The organism is Pantoea sp. SM3 (genome assembly GCF_000963995.1).
GTDB lineage: Bacteria > Pseudomonadota > Gammaproteobacteria > Enterobacterales > Enterobacteriaceae > Pantoea > Pantoea rwandensis_B.
Genome location: NZ_JZRD01000080.1, coordinates 1 through 222, shown reverse-complemented (window position 1 = coordinate 222; position 222 = coordinate 1). Strand labels below are relative to the sequence as shown.

Genomic DNA, 222 nt, shown 5'->3' with positions numbered 1-222 from the left:
CCGATCACGAAACGTTCGTCCAGGTAAGAGAGCGGCAAACGGAATGCCGTGCAGTCATGGCGCATAACAACGGTTCGCAGATGCCGGTTACAGATAAACCAGACCTCGTCGCGGTCGTTGGAAAGAATGAAATACGCGTCAGACGTTTCCGACGAGTTAAAGCACCCCAGCGCCCTGTAGGCCGTCGTGAGGTTGAACCCGCTCAGCAGTGGCAGCGGCCGC

Annotated in this window: 1 protein-coding gene; it reads right to left on the bottom strand. The window is 57.7% G+C overall.

Going from position 1 to position 222, the window contains the following annotated elements; genetic code table 11:
- On the bottom strand, nt 1-222 hold a 222-nt coding region (locus VI01_RS25800), incomplete at both ends, for a hypothetical protein (RefSeq protein ID WP_045816990.1).